General features: G+C 66.0%; 12 protein-coding genes. 7 read left to right on the forward strand and 5 right to left on the reverse strand.

Annotated features, from left to right (window positions below; genetic code table 11):
- Positions 1 to 106: 106 nt before the first annotated feature.
- The 3 genes from BFE01S_RS17710 (at position 107) to BFE01S_RS17720 (ending at position 4,493) form a co-directional block, all read left to right on the forward strand.
- Positions 107 to 1,216, forward strand: a complete 1,110-nt coding sequence (locus BFE01S_RS17710; protein WP_156967054.1) for an acyltransferase family protein — start codon at positions 107 to 109, stop codon at positions 1,214 to 1,216.
- 3 nt (positions 1,217 to 1,219) lie between these two features.
- Complete coding sequence (locus BFE01S_RS17715; RefSeq protein ID WP_028226666.1) at positions 1,220 to 2,329, forward strand: acyltransferase family protein; 1,110 nt, start codon at positions 1,220 to 1,222, stop codon at positions 2,327 to 2,329.
- Positions 2,330 to 2,468: 139 nt separating this feature from the next.
- Entirely contained in the window at positions 2,469 to 4,493 is a 2,025-nt protein-coding gene (locus BFE01S_RS17720) for an acyltransferase family protein (RefSeq protein ID WP_084170007.1), read from the forward strand.
- Positions 4,494 to 4,584: 91 nt separating this feature from the next.
- On the opposite strand, the gene BFE01S_RS17725 is transcribed toward BFE01S_RS17720, so the two are convergent.
- The 5 genes from BFE01S_RS17725 to BFE01S_RS45060 all read right to left on the reverse strand — a co-directional run bounded on the left by BFE01S_RS17725 (position 4,585) and on the right by BFE01S_RS45060 (position 11,214).
- Entirely contained in the window at positions 4,585 to 5,877 is a 1,293-nt protein-coding gene (locus BFE01S_RS17725) for an oligosaccharide flippase family protein (RefSeq protein ID WP_028226668.1), read from the reverse strand.
- Positions 5,865 to 7,829, reverse strand: coding sequence for an HAD family hydrolase (locus tag BFE01S_RS17730; RefSeq protein WP_028226669.1), 1,965 nt, complete (start codon positions 7,827 to 7,829; stop codon positions 5,865 to 5,867). The genes BFE01S_RS17725 and BFE01S_RS17730 overlap by 13 nt, the downstream gene beginning before the upstream one ends.
- Positions 7,830 to 8,123: 294 nt before the next feature.
- The gene (locus BFE01S_RS39110; RefSeq protein ID WP_042337870.1) at positions 8,124 to 9,698 is read right to left on the reverse strand and encodes a hypothetical protein; all 1,575 of its coding nucleotides are present in this window, start codon (positions 9,696 to 9,698) and stop codon (positions 8,124 to 8,126) included.
- A 72-nt stretch (positions 9,699 to 9,770) separates the two neighbouring features.
- A complete protein-coding gene (locus BFE01S_RS39115; protein WP_084170009.1) occupies positions 9,771 to 10,781 on the reverse strand; it encodes a glycosyltransferase family 2 protein in 1,011 nt (336 codons plus the stop codon).
- A 31-nt stretch (positions 10,782 to 10,812) separates the two neighbouring features.
- Positions 10,813 to 11,214 (reverse strand): GtrA family protein, encoded by a 402-nt coding sequence (locus BFE01S_RS45060; RefSeq protein ID WP_042337871.1) that lies wholly within the window; start codon positions 11,212 to 11,214, stop codon positions 10,813 to 10,815.
- Positions 11,215 to 11,555: 341 nt separating this feature from the next.
- On the opposite strand from BFE01S_RS45060, the gene BFE01S_RS17750 reads away from it, so the two are divergent.
- The 4 genes from BFE01S_RS17750 to BFE01S_RS17765 are packed head-to-tail and all read left to right on the forward strand — an operon-like array spanning position 11,556 to position 15,241.
- Complete coding sequence (locus BFE01S_RS17750; protein WP_028226670.1) at positions 11,556 to 12,515, forward strand: 4-hydroxyproline epimerase; 960 nt, start codon at positions 11,556 to 11,558, stop codon at positions 12,513 to 12,515.
- Entirely contained in the window at positions 12,515 to 13,672 is a 1,158-nt protein-coding gene (locus BFE01S_RS17755; RefSeq protein WP_028226671.1) for an NAD(P)/FAD-dependent oxidoreductase, read from the forward strand. Before BFE01S_RS17750 ends, BFE01S_RS17755 begins: the two co-directional genes overlap by 1 nt.
- Positions 13,665 to 13,958, forward strand: a complete 294-nt coding sequence (locus BFE01S_RS17760) for a 2Fe-2S iron-sulfur cluster-binding protein (protein ID WP_028226672.1) — start codon at positions 13,665 to 13,667, stop codon at positions 13,956 to 13,958. Before BFE01S_RS17755 ends, BFE01S_RS17760 begins: the two co-directional genes overlap by 8 nt.
- Positions 13,955 to 15,241, forward strand: a complete 1,287-nt coding sequence (locus BFE01S_RS17765; RefSeq protein ID WP_028226673.1) for an FAD-dependent oxidoreductase — start codon at positions 13,955 to 13,957, stop codon at positions 15,239 to 15,241. The genes BFE01S_RS17760 and BFE01S_RS17765 overlap by 4 nt, the downstream gene beginning before the upstream one ends.
- Positions 15,242 to 15,349: the final 108 nt, after the last annotated feature.

The raw sequence follows: 15,349 nt of genomic DNA on the forward strand, positions 1-15,349 counted from the left end.
GATTGGGAAGGGCGAACCGTCTTACGATCCGACACAGCGTATCGCGTAGCCGATAGCGGCGAGCGCCGATACCGACGTTCGCGCAGTACACGAACCGGGGCGACGGGTGAACAATCCAGCACAGTCAGACAAGTACGCGACATTGGACGGTCTGCGCGGCATTGCCGCCATGATCGTCGTGATGTATCACTTCAGCGACGTGTTCAGCCCGTTTCACCTCGACAACGGCTACCTGGTGGTCGATCTGTTCTTCGTGATGAGCGGCTTCGTCATGGCGAGCGCGTATGAAAGCAAGCTCGCATCGGGCAGCGTCAGCGCGCGGCGCTTCATGCAGCTTCGGCTGATCCGCCTCTATCCGCTGTATCTCCTCGGCACGCTGCTCGGTCTCGTGGCGTTGCTGCTGCGGTTGCCGCACGCCGAGTCGCATCTCGTTGCGACGGCGCTTCCGCTTGCCCTGCTGATGCTGCCGTGCCCCGTTCCGATCCACTATCCGGACGGCACCACGTCGCGGCTTCTTTATCCGATCAACGAGCCTTCGTGGTCGTTGTTCTTCGAGTTGCTGGCGAATCTCGCCTACGCCTTCTGCTTTCGCTTTCTCTCGACCCGGGTTCTGCTTGCGGTGGTCGCCCTTTCGGGACTGACGCTGATCGTCAAGGAAGTGCATAGCGGAGAAATCAACGGCGGCTGGGAGTTCTTCAACAGCCACATAGGCGTCGTGCGCGTGGCCTATGGCTTTTTCTTCGGCGTCGTGCTGTTCCGCTTGCGCGCCGCGCGCCGCAGGACAAGCAGCGCGGCCGCCATCGGCATTGCGGCCCTGTTCGTGCTGATCTTCCTCGCGCCCGTGCCCGCGGCGATGCACGTGGCCTTCACGCTTTCGATCGTGTTGTTTGCGATTCCGGCGCTGGTCTGGGTGGCGGCCTCGGTCGAGCCGTCACGCCGGGTGCGCGAGGTGTTCCTGTTCGTCGGCACGGCTTCGTATGGCCTCTACATGCTGCACGTACCCGTGACCAGTCTCCTGCGGCTGGCGGTCGGCGCGCTGCCACCGCTGTCGCTGCCGCAAATCCTCGCTGTCGACGCGGGCCTCATGACGGTGCTGGTGCTGCTGGCCGCTTTGGCCGAGAAGGCCTATGACCAGCCGATCAGGCGGCGCCTGCTTCACGGGGCGCGAGGCCGCCGGCAGGGTGCCGCAGCGCGCGCAGTAGCCGAATCGGGGTGACGTATGAACAATCCAGCCCACTCAGACAAGTACGCGACACTCGACGGTCTGCGCGGCATCGCGGCCGTGCTCGTCGTGATGTACCACTACAGCAACCTGTTCAGTCCGTTTCACGTCGAAAACGCTTACCTGGTTGTCGATCTGTTCTTCGTGATGAGCGGGTTCGTCGTGGCGAGCGCCTATGAAAGCAAGCTCGCATCGGGCAGCATGGGGCCGCGCCGCTTCATGCAGGTTCGGCTGATCCGGCTTTATCCGCTCTATCTCCTCGGCACGTTGCTCGGTGTCGCGGGAACGCTGCTCAGGCTGCCGCGCACGGAGTGGCACCTCGTGGCAACGGCGCTTCCGCTCGCCTTGCTGATGCTGCCGAGCCCGCTCAGGATTGCGAACCCGGACGGCCAGGTGCCCCAGTTACTCTACCCGCTGAATTTTCCGTCGTGGTCGCTCTTTTTCGAACTGCTCGCGAACGTGGCCTATGGCTTCTGCTTCCGGTTTCTCTCCACGCGGGTACTGCTGGCGGTGGTTGCGACGTCGGGCCTGATGCTGGCCGGCAAGGCGGTGCATAGCGGGTCGATCAACAGTGGCTGGGCGCTGGCGAGCAGCCATATCGGCCTCGTGCGCGTGGCTTACGGTTTCTTCTTCGGCGTCCTGCTGTTCCGGTTGCGCAGCGCTCGCCGCCGAACGGGCAATGCGATACCCCTGGGCATCGCGGCACTGTTCGTGGCGATTTTCCTCGTGCCCATTCCCGAAGCCATGCGCGCGGCGTACACGCTTTCCGTCGTGCTGTTCGCGATTCCGGCGCTGGTCTGGGTGGCGGCCTCGGTCGAGCCTTCGCGCAGAGTGCGTGACGTGTTCCTGTTTTTCGGTACGGTCTCCTATGGAATCTACATGCTGCACGTGCCCGTTCCCGCGTTGTTCCGGGTAACGCAGGGATTGTCGCCGCACGCCTCGCTGGTGCATACGCTGGCATTCGACGCCGGCCTGCTGGCCTCGGTGGTGCTGGCGGCCGCGCTCGCGGAGAAGATCTACGACCGCCCGATCAGGCGGTTGCTGCTTCAGGGCACGGGGTATCGCCGGCGCCATGCCGGAATCGGCGCAGCGCCGATCAATCAGTAGCGGCAGCGAGCCGCTTCAATGCGCGGACATTCCGCGCATGCTGTCTTGCCGTGGCATCGGGCGGTCCTGCGTTTGGGCCAGAGTCGCCGCCATACGCGTCAATGCAGTCAATGCACAATAAAACCGGGGTAGAACAACAGTGAGCGACACATCACGTCGGCCCGCAGCGGGCTATCGGCCGGACATCGATGGATTGCGCGCGGTCGCGATCGTATCGGTCGTCCTGTTTCATGCGTTTCCGGGCAATTTCGCGGGCGGTTTCGTCGGCGTGGATATTTTCTTTGCGATCTCCGGCTATCTGATTTCGCAGCACATCATCGAAACACTCGACCGGCGCCGCTTCAACCTCGTGGACTTTTACGCGCGCCGTATCAAGCGCATCTATCCGGCGCTCATCGTCGTGCTGCTCGCGAGCCTCACGGCCGGCCTTCTGCTGATGACCTCGGGCGAACTCGAACGGCTCGCGCATGAAGCGCTCGCGAGCGTCGCTTTCGTCGCGAACCTCTACTTCTATACGACGCGCGACTACTTCTCGCAGGACGCGAGCGCGAGCGTCCTGCTGCACCTGTGGTCGCTCGGGGTCGAGGAGCAGTACTACATCGTCTGGCCGGTCGCGCTCTTCCTGCTCTGGCGCGTGCCGGGCCGGCGCATGGCGACGCTCGCCATCGTGATGGCGATTCTGTTGTCGCTGGCGAGCAGCGTTTATCTGAGCGGCGCCCATGCCGTCGCGGCGTTTTACCTGCCGCTCACGCGATTCTGGGAATTGCTGCTGGGATCCCTGCTCGCGTGGGCGCAGTTTCACGCGAGCCAGCGTGACAAGGTTACCGGGCGCGACGGAACACCGGTACGACGGCTGTTGCTGCGTGATTTCGTTTCGGCCGTAGGCCTTTCGCTCATTGTGGCGAGTCTGTTGCTGCTGAATCCTCACAGCGTGTTTCCGGGCTGGCGCGCGGCGTTGCCCGCCGGGGGCGCCACGCTCGTGATCGCGGCCGGCCCGCATGCGTGGCTCAATCGCCGCGTGCTGGCGCTCAAGCCCTTTGTGCTGATCGGGCTCGTCAGCTATCCGCTCTACCTCTGGCATTGGCCAATACTGGTTTTTGTGCGCCTGCTGAGCGGCGGAGCGCCAACGCTCGCCGTGCTGCTGGCTGCCCTCGCCGGTGCGCTTGCCCTGTCGTTCGCGACGTTCAGGCTCGTCGAGGCGCCTGCCCGTTTCAGCCGCCCGGCGCGGCGCTACCCGGTGCGCGTGGCGGGTGCGCTCTTCGCGGTGATGATAGGCGTGGGCTTCTCCAGTTACGCGATCTCGCGCGACAACGGCCTGCCCGAGCGCTTCCCCGATGCAAGCTTCGGCTCGAACCCCGAGCACTGGGTATCGACCGAGGCGTGCAAGAAGACCTTTCCCGGTTCCGAATTCTGCGTCATGCCTGCGTCTCGCGGGCAGCCGGAAGTCGCCCTGCTCGGCGACAGCCATGCCAATCACTATTACGACGGACTCGCGCCGGGATTGGCCGCCGAAGGCGCCGGGCTCTTCGCGGTCGGCAGCGGCAACTGCCCGCCGTTCTATGGCGTCGACGTCGATCTTGCGGGGCACGTCAAACGCTGCTCGGCGCTCTTTGACCGTGTGCTCGACTATGTCGTGAAAACCCCCGACATTCACTGGGTCGTCCTGTCGAGCTACGCGATTTCGACGATTGCGGGCAGCCTCGACTACGGCGCGGGCGCGCATGTCCGCCTCGTGGCGGCACCGGCAAAGGGCGCGCAGAGCAATCTGGACATCTATCTTGCCGGGCTCGAGCAGACTTTGAGCCGGCTCGACGCAGCGGGCAAGCAGGTGGTTTTCGTGCTCGATACGCCGGAGCTGGACTTCGATCCCGCCGACTGCGTGTACCGTCCCGTGCAGTTCGGGACGCACCCGCTGTGCGCGGTGTCGCGCGCCAAGGTGGATCAGCGGCTGTCAACTGCGCAGACGCACATCCTCGCCGTGCTCGACACGTTTCCCAATGTGAAGGTGTTCAATCCGGTGCCTCTGCTGTGCGACGCGCAGCATTGCTATGCACGCAGGAACGGCGAGTTCCTGTACGCGGACCGGGATCATCTGTCGCCCGACGGCTCGCGTTACGTCGGCCGCAGGCTTCTGCAGGAGATCGGGCCCGGAGGCGGAGCCTGATCAGGGCGGGCATGGTCCCTGGGGGCGACACGATCGAATCGGCGATCGTGTCGCCCCCGTTTGCGACGTTAGCTCATCCTGCGACGTTAGCTCATCCTTCTTCGCGCGGCCGCAGGGCGAGCACGGTTTCGCGGGTCGAGAGGAATTCGCCGATCAATCCGGAGCGGAACAGGCACACGAGCAAAGCGGTCAGCAGCGTCAGTTCGCCGATCAGACGGGCGCACACCATGCCCATCGCCCCCCAGTGGCTCGCGAGCGGAATGGCGGCGACCAGGCTGATCACCGCGCTCGCCACGCCGGCACGTGCGAGCAGGCTCTCGCAGTGGCGGGGAATCAGGAAATAGATGCCGATGGCCTGGTTGACGACGCTCAGCGGCAAGACCAGCACAAAGAGCTTCAGCACCGGGACCGTGTGCTGAAAACCGTTGCCGAAGACCAGCGGAATGGCCCAGCCGGCAAGCAGCATCGTGCACGCGACCGCCGCAATGGCGCCGCACAGGAAGAAGGCCAGGATCCTGCGCGCGAGCCGGTTGGCTCTCGCCGGGTCGGTGCTGACCAGATACGTGACTTTCGGCACCAGGACCTGGGCCGCGGGCCCCATCAGGCTAAGCCCGGCGGCAATCAGACGCTCGGCCACGCCGAACGCGCTGACTTCGGTTTCGGGCGCCAGCACGGAGAGGATGTAGGTCGAGGCGCTGATCAGCAGAACGGAGGTGCCGGTGTAGATGAAAATGACCTTGGAGCGGTGGATCAACTGAATGCCGGCGCGGAGCGACGAGACCACGCCGGAGAACTCATGCCGGATCGAGCCATAGGCCAGCGCGAGCTGCACGATGGTCGAAGCCAACAGCAGCGGGAACACGTGCGAGAGATCGGCGGGGTGATGAACGAACGAGAAGATCAGCGTCAGCGACGTGATGAAGCCGATCACCTCGATCATGACACTGCGTCTCGCGCGGCCGGTACTGGTGAAGTACCAGCCCAGGTTGAACGCGGCGAGGAGGCCGAGAACCACGGCGGTGCAGCCGGGCAGCGGATGCGCCGAGAGCACGGGCGAGAGCGCGACGGCCCCCAGTCCGAAGATCGCGGTCGGGGCGCAGAGCAGCAACCGGCCTGTCATCTGGCTCGCGAGTATCGCGGCGCGTTCTTCGCCGTTTTTTGCGTGGACCGTGTCGCGGCCGCCAACAGTCGGGAATCCGAAGCTTACGAACTGCCAGATCGAATTCGATAGCGACATGCCGGCCAGTATGATGCCGTAGCCGCCCGGCCCCAGGGTTCTGCCGTAGAACGGGAGGAGCAGGAGCGGATAGACATAGCGCAGCACGTAGGCGACGTAGACCGCCACCAGTTCCGCCTTGCCCAGCGAAGGTTTTACCGGATCCATGATTTCACTGTGTAGCCGAATCTGAACGTCTTTTGCACGAGCCGGTGCGCGTGGGGAAACGCGCGCACTGCCGCGCCGCCGGGCCAAAGCGAGTGCTTGGCGGCGCGGAGCCGGTTCCATACGTTGCCGCGATCGCAGTTGCGCGCGGTAATCGAAATCCTCTCGTCGCGCCCGTAATCGACCGAACATTCGAGCCCGGCGAGCCGGTTGACCAGTTCCCGGTCTGGAAACATGATGTCGCGCTCGAGCCGGCGAGCCGCCTGCTCGAATGCGCCAAGCGAGGCGTCGGCCGTGCGCTGCTTCGCGCTCCGTACGATGTATTGCGCGATTTCTTCGAAGCGCGGGTTCGGCATCTGCGTCAGTTTCTGTTGCCAGCCCTCGCTTTCGAGGTTGGAGACGAGGGTGCCGTCGGGCCGTCTGTCGAAGCGGCGCACGCTTTCCAGGTCGGGCTCGACGATCGTCTCGATCAGATGCCAGAACGCGAGGATCGACGAGATGGCGTCGCCGGGCTTGTATCCGTTGCGCTCCGTCAGGAGACCCGTGAGAGCCGGAAAGTGCTCCCGCCCGAGATGTTTGTAGTCGAAGCGCGCGAGCTGCACGCAATGGCTCTCGTGCGCGAGGGCGCTTTGCCTGAGCATCTTGAACGTCGTGCCATAGAGGCCCGTGTCGCATAGCACCACGGCCTGCCTGCCGACGGTATGGGCGTGCCATACCTCGCGAAAGCGCCGCGCCTGCTCGACGATCTGCTCGTACAGGCGGTCTTCGCGGCCGGCGCGCAGGGCTTCGACGAATGCCCGTACGTCGGCGTAGTTGCCCTCCGGCGCCATTTCGGTGCCGCTCAGTGCGCGTGCCAGCGGACCGACGTCCCAGGGATCAAACGCGTATTCGAGTTCGGCGACGATGCCGGCGCCGCCGTACACAAGCGCGTCGCGCGCCGCGACGAGGCGCGAGATCATCAGCGGTTCGGCACGGATGTCCGCGCGCGCCGGCAATTGCCCGGCATAGCATTGATACAGGGTTTCGAGCCCGAGGCCGCCGCGCGCGCAGAAGAGCGCCACCGCCGAGCCTTCGATGGCCGCGGTCTGCTGAAGGTAGACGTGCAGCCTCAAGCAGTATTCCGCGAATACGGGGCCCAGCACGTCCGGGCCCAGCATGCCGGCCGCCGTGCCCGGGCGGTTGCCGGCCGCGTGCTGTTGCTGCCGCTGGCGGCGCCAGTGCTGCCAGCGCGACTGGCCGCGGGCGAACACCCGGTTGGCGCGCATCAGCGTGGCGTGCAGGCGCGAACGAGGGCAGCGGATCGCGGTCATGCCGCACTGGCGCGGCATGAGCCAGTCCGCCACCAGGTCGTCGCCGAGGTGCGCAATGCTCGACAGCGCAACGTCGGCGGCATCGGCCACCGCGGCGAAAATCGTTCCGTCGCGCTTGGTGAGCTGCAGGTCGGCGCTGGTATGGACTTCATGCCACCGAAATCCGGGCGGACACACGGCGATCAGCAATTGCCGCAATGCGTCGGCAGACAGGGGCGTATCGCTCACCACGCGGATCGGGAAACCCCGCGCCTGGAGTTGTTCGAGCACGCGTATCAGCGGCCGGTTGGGCAGCAGGCATTCGCGCTCCACCGCGAGCTCGCACGCGATCCATTCGGGCACGTAGGCGGTATCGATATGGACGAGCTCCAGCAGGCTCGCCGCGATGCTCTCGAGCCGCACCTCGCCGCGCGCAGCGACGTTGCGCGCGCGGTGGGCGAGCTGCTCCACCTGGAGGCGCCGCTGCGCGAGCGCGTGAGGGGCGAGTTCGGCGGGACTCAGGTCCAGACGCTCGCAGAAGAGCCTGGCAGTTTTCACGACGCGTTGTTCCAGCGAAATGGGCTTGCGAAGCAGTAGCGTGTCGAAGGCATCGACCGTCAGCAAAGAGCAGTGCGCTTGTTCCAGCGTTTCGGGGAGATACTTCACGAAGTTCATCCTCTTGGCAATCAGGCGGTGCTCGATCCGCCGTTTCGATGTGCGGCCTTTTTTTCGCGAGGCAGGGCTTCAGGGTTCGGGGCGCTGTGAGGAAAGGGTGCGCGCGTATGACACCATGTCTCATTGTGAACAATGTGGGGCGGCCTGTTTGTGCGAATACGTACGCACGTTCGGGCATTTGCCTGCCGCAATGGCCGGATGAACGGTCAGGCGAACGGTGAAGCGAACGGTCAAGCGAACGGTGAAGCGCGCCGCCTTGCGGGGCCGATGTCGATGATTGGCCCGTCAACGGCAGGTGCGTCTTTCGAAGAGCGACCATTCGCCCGCTTCCTTCACGAGCGCCACCTCGCATTCGTCGTTCTTGAAGAGATTGGCGGGAAGCGGCTGCGTATGCCGGACGAAGAAGTAGCGGTAGAGGCGCCCATGAACCGCGTGCCAGTCGAATGCCTCGGGCGTATCGCCCATGCTGGGCCGCATGGCGGGAATCCGGTCGGGCTTGAAGCGGACGATCTGCGGGAGAAAGGCCGCGAAGTTGAAATCGACGAAACCGTTCTTGTCCACCTGATACCAGACCGGATAGCTGTGGTAGGTGAACGGATTGTGGATGATGGCGCTATCGGGCGCGTAGACGAGGCTGAGTGCGCGCTGGCCGGGCTCGGCTGCTGCGAGCACGGTTTCGAAGGAGGCACTGTCTTGCGCGAACCGATGGGCGCGCACGCCGAGGGTGGTCAGATAGCACCAGCAGAACAGCATGACCGCGGCGCGTGCAAGCATGGGACGGTCGAACCATGACAGGCGCCGCGCGGTCGCGCGTTGTTCCGTCGCGGTGGGCGCCCGGAACATCAGCGCGTAGGCGGGCAGGAGGAAGATCGCGAAGCGCTGATACAGGAACGAGGTGCCGAGTGCGTCGGAGGGGACGACGAACCAGATGAGGAGGAGAGCGGCGAACGGAAGGAAAGCAGTCGGGTCCCTTCTGTTGAGTTTCGCTCCCATGAGCCACGGCGCGGCGAGCAAGACCAGCACGCCAGGCAGGAGGTACCAGTCCTTGCTTTGCGTGGCGACCGTATAGAGCAGGAAGGCGCCGCAGCGGTACAGGCTCCAGCCCCACTCCGTGCCGCTATAGGGCGCGACGCCCCCCGGCACGAGCAGCGCACTGTGGTGAAGATGGACATACCAGGCCAGCGCCAGGACGCCGAGCAACGCGTAGGGCGCGAGCGCCGCCGCGAACCGCGCGGGCGTGCGCCGGAAAAACGGAATGAATGCCGCACCGGTCGCGCAGGCGAGCAGGAAGACGAGGCCGTGCGAGAAAAAGAGCCCGACACCGGCGAGCAGGAGAGAGACGCCTGTGGAAAAGCCGCCTGCCTGCGCGAAACGCCGCGCGAGGATCAGGAACAGAAGGGCGACAGGCACGGCGACGATAAAACTGTAAAAGCCGAACTGGTAGGCGAAACCGAAGAAGCCCGGGACATAGAGCCAGTCGAGGCGCGAATCGGCGTTGAACGCCTGGCGCAGTTTGATGCCGGCGCCGACATAGGCATAGAACGCCAGCATCATCACGAGCTTGAGCGAGGCCACCACCGGCATGACGAACGAGAGCGCGAGCGCCAGTCCGTAGGCGAGCAGGTAAGGCGTGAAGTAGTTCACGCGTACGAGGTCGCTCCATGACGAGGTGCCCGTAACAAGATCGTGCAGCATCGCGATCTGGGCCGCGTGCTGGGGCAGGTCGCCCATGCCCGGGCGCGGCGCGATCCAGAACAAGATCCCGGCGATCGCCACCGTGCAGGTCAGCAGGACACGTTCGAGGCGTTCGGCGGAGGTCCAGCCGAGGCGCGTTCGAGAGACGTTGGAGACGGCGTTCATGCGTGGCCTCGTAAGCGAAAGGCTGCGGGCGCGGCGCCGCGGAGCCGCCGCTGTGTCCGGATGTCGGCCCGGTCAGAGACGATTGACGAGCTGGCCGTTGAAAAGATGGCCGAGATCGCTGCGCGGCGTGTCGTGGGCAGCGGGCTGCTCCAGCGTCTGATCGATGAGAAAACGCGGGCGTTGCTTGGTTTCCGCGTAGATCTTCGAGATGTAGCCGCCGATGATGCCGAGCGAGAGCAACTGGATGCCGCCGAGGAAGTAGAGCGGGACCACGGTGGAGGTCCAGCCCGGCAGCGTCTTGTGCGTGCAGAAGTGGAGGAAGATCGCCCACATGCCGAAGCCGAGCGATGCAACGGAGAGCAGCGCGCCGAGGCGGGTGCTCCATTTCAGCGGCTCGGCGGAAAACGACGTGATGCCGTCGAAGGCGAGGCCCAGCATCTTGGGGAGTGTGTACTTGCTCGTTCCCAGCGTGCGCGCATGGCGTTCGTACTCCACGATCGCGCTGCGAAAGCCGAGGAGCGGGATGATGCCGCGCAGGAACAGGTTGACCTCCTGATACTGGCGCAGGGCTTCGATCGCGCGGCGGCTCATCAGGCGAAAGTCCGCGTGACCCGGCAGCATGTCCACGCCGAACAGGCTCATGAGCTTGTAGTAGGCCCTGGCGCTCAGGCGCTTGAACATCGTGTCGGTTTCGCGCTTGTGGCGCACGCCGAAGACGATTTCCGCGCCGCGCGCGTGCTCTTCGAGCATGCGCGGAATGGCTTCGATGTCGTCCTGGAGGTCGGCGTCGAGACTGATCAGCACGTCGCCCGGCGCCGTCATCAGGCCGGCGAGCAGCGCGTTCTGGTGGCCGCGGTTGCGCGAGAGCTTGATGCCCCGCACGCGGTGGCCCTGGGCGTGCAGCGCCTCGATCAGCGACCAGGTCTTGTCGCGCGAACCGTCGTCCACGAACGCGATCGTGCTTTCGGTGCTGACCGTGCCGGCCACGATGAGACGCTCGAGCAGTGCCAGCAGCTTCGCCGAAGTGTCGGGCAGCACGTCCTCCTCGTTGTAGCAGGGCACGACGAGAGTCAGGGTGGGCATGGCATCGAACTCCTTGCAGCGAGTGTTCCGGCTACTGGGCGGCGGCTGTGCCCGAGGCGGGGAAGGCGAAATACTTCAGACCCAGAAAGCACACGACGGTGTAGACGGCCATGCCAGGAAGCTGTGTCCAGACAGCGCCGGTTCCGAAGTGCGCGAGAAATTCAGTAAGCACACCATAATTTGCAAGCCAGGCAACGGCGTAAGTCAGCGTGACGCGAACGAGGCTGGTCGTGATCGAGCCGCGATGCCCGAACGTCCAGTTCCGGTTCCAGATGAAACTCCAGACAAACCCGGCGGCATAGCCGGCCACGTTCGCAACGACATCCGCAAGACCCAGGAGCTTGAGGCAACAGCCGATCACCGCGAGACTGAGCGCCGTATTCGAGAGGCCGATCAGGGCAAACCGGAATAGCTGGGATTGCGTCGGTTTCATGGCTTGCCGGCGCACTCGCGCGCGTGGTTTCGTTGAGCGTTGGGGCGTTGCTTGCCGCGTACGGACCTCGTCGCGTCGGGCGAAGCCGGTTTTCATGCTCATTCTATGGATTGATGCACCGCAGATCGTTCGGGAGGACACACATGGGCGGGGTTTTAGCGGGTACGGGCGCAGATGCCGCACGTTTAGTCCAGAGGGGCAGATGACGAAATGGGGATTTCCCTGGCGGGGCAGGGCGACAGGCGGCCTGGCTGGCCCCGCGGCGCAATATGCCGAAATCGTCATCCCCGCAGGACCATTGGCACAAGACGCTAATGTGTCCCCGTCATACGATGCCTGCCATGAAAGCCTCCCATCACATCGACGTCATCGACTCCCACACCGGGGGCGAGCCCACCCGCCTCGTCGTCTCCGGCGGCCCGGATCTGGGGCGCGGCCCGCTGGCCGGGCGCCTCGCGATCTTCCGGCGCGATTTCGACGCCGTGCGCTCGGCCATCGTCAACGAACCGCGCGGCTCGGACGTGATGGTCGGCGCGCTGTTGTGCGAGCCGCACGATCCCACCTGCTCGGCGGGCGTGATCTTTTTCAACAACGTCGGTTTTCTCGGCATGTGCGGCCACGGCACGATTGGTCTGATCGTTTCGCTCGCGTATAAGGGCCGCATTACGCCGGGCCTGCACCGGATCGAGACCCCGGTGGGAGTGGTCGAAGCCGAACTGCATGACGACGGGAGCGTCACGGTGCACAACGTGCCGGCGTACCGCTACCGCACCGAGGTGCCCATCGACGTGCCGGGCTACGGCCGCATGCATGGCGACATTGCCTGGGGCGGCAACTGGTTCTTCCTCGTGGCCGACCATGGGCAATCGCTGGCGCTCGCCCATGTCGAGGCCCTGACCGAGGCAAGCTGGGCCATTCGCGGCGCGCTGGAGGCGAACGGCATTACCGGCGAAGGCGGTGCGCTGATCGATCACATCGAGCTTTTCGCCGAACCCGATAGTGCCGATTTCGACAGCCGCAACTTCGTGCTGTGCCCCGGCAAAGCCTATGACCGTTCGCCGTGCGGCACGGGCACGAGCGCAAAGGTCGCGTGTCTTGCGGCCGATGGCGTACTCGCGCCGGGCGCGCGCTGGCGCCAGGCCAGCATTCTCGGCAGCGTGTTCGAGGCGAGCTATGCGCTCGAACCGGGTTTGCCCGCGGGCTCCGTGCGTCCGAGCATTCGCGGCACGGCCTACGTGAACGCCGAGGCGCGATTGATCTTCTCCGCGGCCGATCCGTTTGCCTGGGGTATTCGTCAGTAATGGCAGCGGTGGGGGGCTCGCCCGACGTGATCGTGGTCGGCGCCGGCATTGTCGGTGCGGCCTGCGCGTATGAACTGGCTGCTGCGGGCGCGGACGTGCTGGTGCTGGAGCGTGCGGTCGTGGGCGGCGGCGTGACGGCGGCGGGCATGGGCCATCTCGTCGTGATGGACGACACGCCCGCCGAGTTTGCGCTTTCGGCCTGGTCGCGGCAGTTGTGGAACGAACTCGGGCCGCGCCTCGATGCGCGCCATGCGTTTGTCCGTTGCGGCACGCTCTGGGTGGCCGAGGACGACGAGGAATACGCGCTCGCGCAGACGCGCCGGCAATCGCTCGTGCGCGACGGCGTTGCGTGCGAGTGGCTCGACGCGCAGCAATTGCGCGAGGCCGAGCCGGCGCTGCGCGAAGGATTGCGCGGCGGCATGCGGGTGCCCGACGACGGCGTGGTCTACGCGCCGGCCGTGGCCGTGTGGCTGCTCGCCCAGCCGGTTGCCGGGCGCATCGCGACGCGGCTCGATGCCGGTGTCGAGCGCGTGACCCAGAACGGCGTAGCGCTCGCCGGCGGCGAGACGATCGAGGCGGGCGCGGTGCTGCTCGCCAACGGTCTTCAGGCCGCTGCGCTCTTGCCGGGGCTGCCGCTGCAAGCGAAGAAGGGCCATCTGCTCATTACCGACCGCTACCCCGGAACCGTGCGTCATCAGATTCTGGAACTCGGCTATATCAAGAGCGCGCACAACGCGAGCGGCACCTCCGTGGCCTTCAACGTGCAGCCGCGTCCCACCGGGCAGTTGCTGATCGGCTCGTCGCGCCAGTTCGACAGCGTGGACCCTGCCATCGATGCGGCTGTGCTCGCGCGCATGCTGGCGAGGGCGGCGCATTACCTGCCGGGCTTGCCCGGGCTCAACGCGATTCGCGCCTGGACGGGTTTTCGTCCGGCCACCCCCGACGGCTTGCCCCTGATCGGACCCGCGGACCCCTTCGCCGGCGAAGACATGCATCGCTCGACGTGGCTCGCCACGGGGCACGAAGGACTCGGCGTGACTACGGCGCTCGCCACCGGAAAGCTGATCGCGGCCCAGATGACCGGCGCCGGCACGCCAATCGACGCTTCCCCGTATTGGCCCCGGCGCTTCGCACGCCAGGAGGTGAGCCATGGTTGAGCTGCAGGTTGCCGTGACCATGACCGTGGACGGGCAGACGGTTCAGGTGCAGGAAGGCAGCTCGGTGGTCGCGGCGATTGCGCAGGCCGCGCGCGCCGCGAGCGCGACGATCTCGGGCGCCGTGGTAACGCGCCGCTCCGTAACCGGCGAATTGCGCGGCCCGCTTTGCGGCATGGGCGTGTGCCAGGAATGCCGCGTGACGATCGACGGCGTGCCGCATCGGCTTGCATGCCAGACGCTGTGCGCACGAGGCATGACGGTAGCCACGGGGAAAGCGCTCGCATGAAATTCGATGTCCTTATCGTTGGAGCGGGGCCGGCCGGCTTGCATGCGGCGCTTGTCGCAACGCAGTCGGGCGCGCGAGTCGGTCTGGTGGACGACAACGCCCGCATGGGCGGCCAGATCTGGCGCCAGGGGCCGCGGCATCGCGCCGGCGGCCGTGCCCGCACAGTGCTCGACGGCCTCGACGCGCAGGTGCATCACGGCAATCTGCAGGTTCTCACCGGCACGCGTATCGTGCAGGCGCTGCCGGGGCGGCAACTGCTGGCCGAAGCGGCGCAGGGGGGCAGCCTGCTCGGCTACGACAAGCTGATCGTCGCAAGCGGCGCGCGCGAACGCTTCCTGCCTTATCCCGGTTGGACGCTCCCCGGCGTGACGGGGGCGGGCGGCTTGCAGGCGCTCATTAAAGGCGGGATGGACGTGCAAGGGCAGCGCATCGTGATTGCGGGCAGCGGTCCGCTGTTGTTCGCGGCGGCGGTGACTGCGCGCGCACAGGGCGCGCGCGTCGTCGCAATCGTCGAGCAGGCCCGCGCGGCTGCCGTGCGGCGCTTCGCCATGCAACTCTCTTCTACGCCGGCCAGGCTCGTCCAGGCGCTGCGCATGCGTTACGACCTGCGCGATACGCCGTACTGGCTCGATGCGAATGTGACCGAGGCGTGCGGAGAGGGACAACTGACTCATGCGAGGATCCGCCGCGGCCATGAAGCGATTCGCGTGGACTGCGACCGCCTTGCGTGTGCTTACGGGCTCGTGCCGAACACGTCGCTCGGCGCCATGCTCGGATGCCGGATCGACGACGGGGTGCCGGGCAGCGAGGCGCCGGCCATCGTCGTCGATACCGGGCAGGCGACCTCGGTCGAGCATGTCTATGCGGCGGGGGAATGCACGGGAGTCGGCGGTATGGAGCTCGCCGCCGCCGAGGGCAGCATTGCCGCTTATGCGGCACTCGGCCAGCGCGAGCGCGCCCAGGCGCAGTTCGCCGAACGCGAGCGCTACCGGCGCTTTGCCACGCGCCTGCATGCGGCTTTCGCGCTCGATCCGCGCCTGCGCGAGCTGGCCGCGCCGCACACTACCTTGTGCCGCTGCGAAGATGTCGCCTTCGGCGACGTGGCGCAGCACCGCTCCTGGCGCGACGCGAAGCTGCACACGCGCTGCGGAATGGGGCCGTGCCAGGGCGCGATCTGCGGCACGGCGGCGTCATTCTGCTTCGGCTGGACTCCGGGCGCGCCGCGGCCGCCGCTCGCGCCCACCCGCATCGGCACGCTGCTGGAGATCGACAAGGCCGCTTGACCACCGCGAATGGCCGTGAATGCCCGTCCCGGTCCGCCTGTTATTGATGGGGATGCGTTGCGGCGCGCGAGACGGCACAATGCCTCACACTCTTCGTTCGCCTTGCCG

This window comes from Paraburkholderia ferrariae NBRC 106233, assembly GCF_000685035.1.
Lineage (GTDB): Bacteria > Pseudomonadota > Gammaproteobacteria > Burkholderiales > Burkholderiaceae > Paraburkholderia > Paraburkholderia ferrariae.